Raw genomic sequence first — 586 nt, 5'->3', positions numbered from 1 at the left:
CTCGCCGAACATGATGGCGAACTGGTTGGCAGCCTGCTTCCAGGTCCGCTGCGGCATCTTCCAATCTTTCTCGATGTTGCGCAAGGCCAGGAATAACAATTTGGTCGCGGCTTCATCGCTTGGGAAGTGGCCACGATTCTTGACGATCTTTCGCAGGCGCATATGCAAGCTTTCGATGGCGTTGGTCGTGTAGATAATTGTGCGCACTTCCGGCGGGTAAGCGAAGAACGGAATTACCTGCTGCCATTGGCGGCGCCACATCGCAGCTACGGTCGGAAACTTGGTGCCCCATGGCCCGGCAGCAAAGGCGTCGAGCGCGGCTTCGGCCAACTCGGCGTTGGCAGCGTGGTAAATCGGCTTGAGCGCCGCTGCCAGCTCCTTACGGTCCTTCCAAGCTGCAAGCGTGGTCGAGTTGCGGATCAGGTGCACGATGCAGGTCTGGATCTGCGCCTGCGGATACACGGCCTCAATGGCTTCCGGGAAGCCGCGCAAACCATCGACGACGGCGATCAGGATATCGTCCAGTCCGCGGTTCTTGAGTTCGTTGAAAACCTTCAGCCAGAACTTGGCGCCTTCGGTCTGTTCG

General features: G+C 58.9%; 1 protein-coding gene. It reads right to left on the bottom strand.

Annotated elements, in window-relative coordinates; genetic code table 11:
* A partial coding sequence (locus tag ACFPOU_RS23730) for an IS256 family transposase (protein WP_379727580.1) occupies window positions 1-586 on the bottom strand: 586 nt, incomplete at both ends.

The organism is Massilia jejuensis, assembly GCF_042656795.1.
Classification (GTDB): domain Bacteria; phylum Pseudomonadota; class Gammaproteobacteria; order Burkholderiales; family Burkholderiaceae_D; genus Telluria; species Telluria jejuensis.
This window is presented reverse-complemented; position numbering and strand designations above follow the sequence as displayed.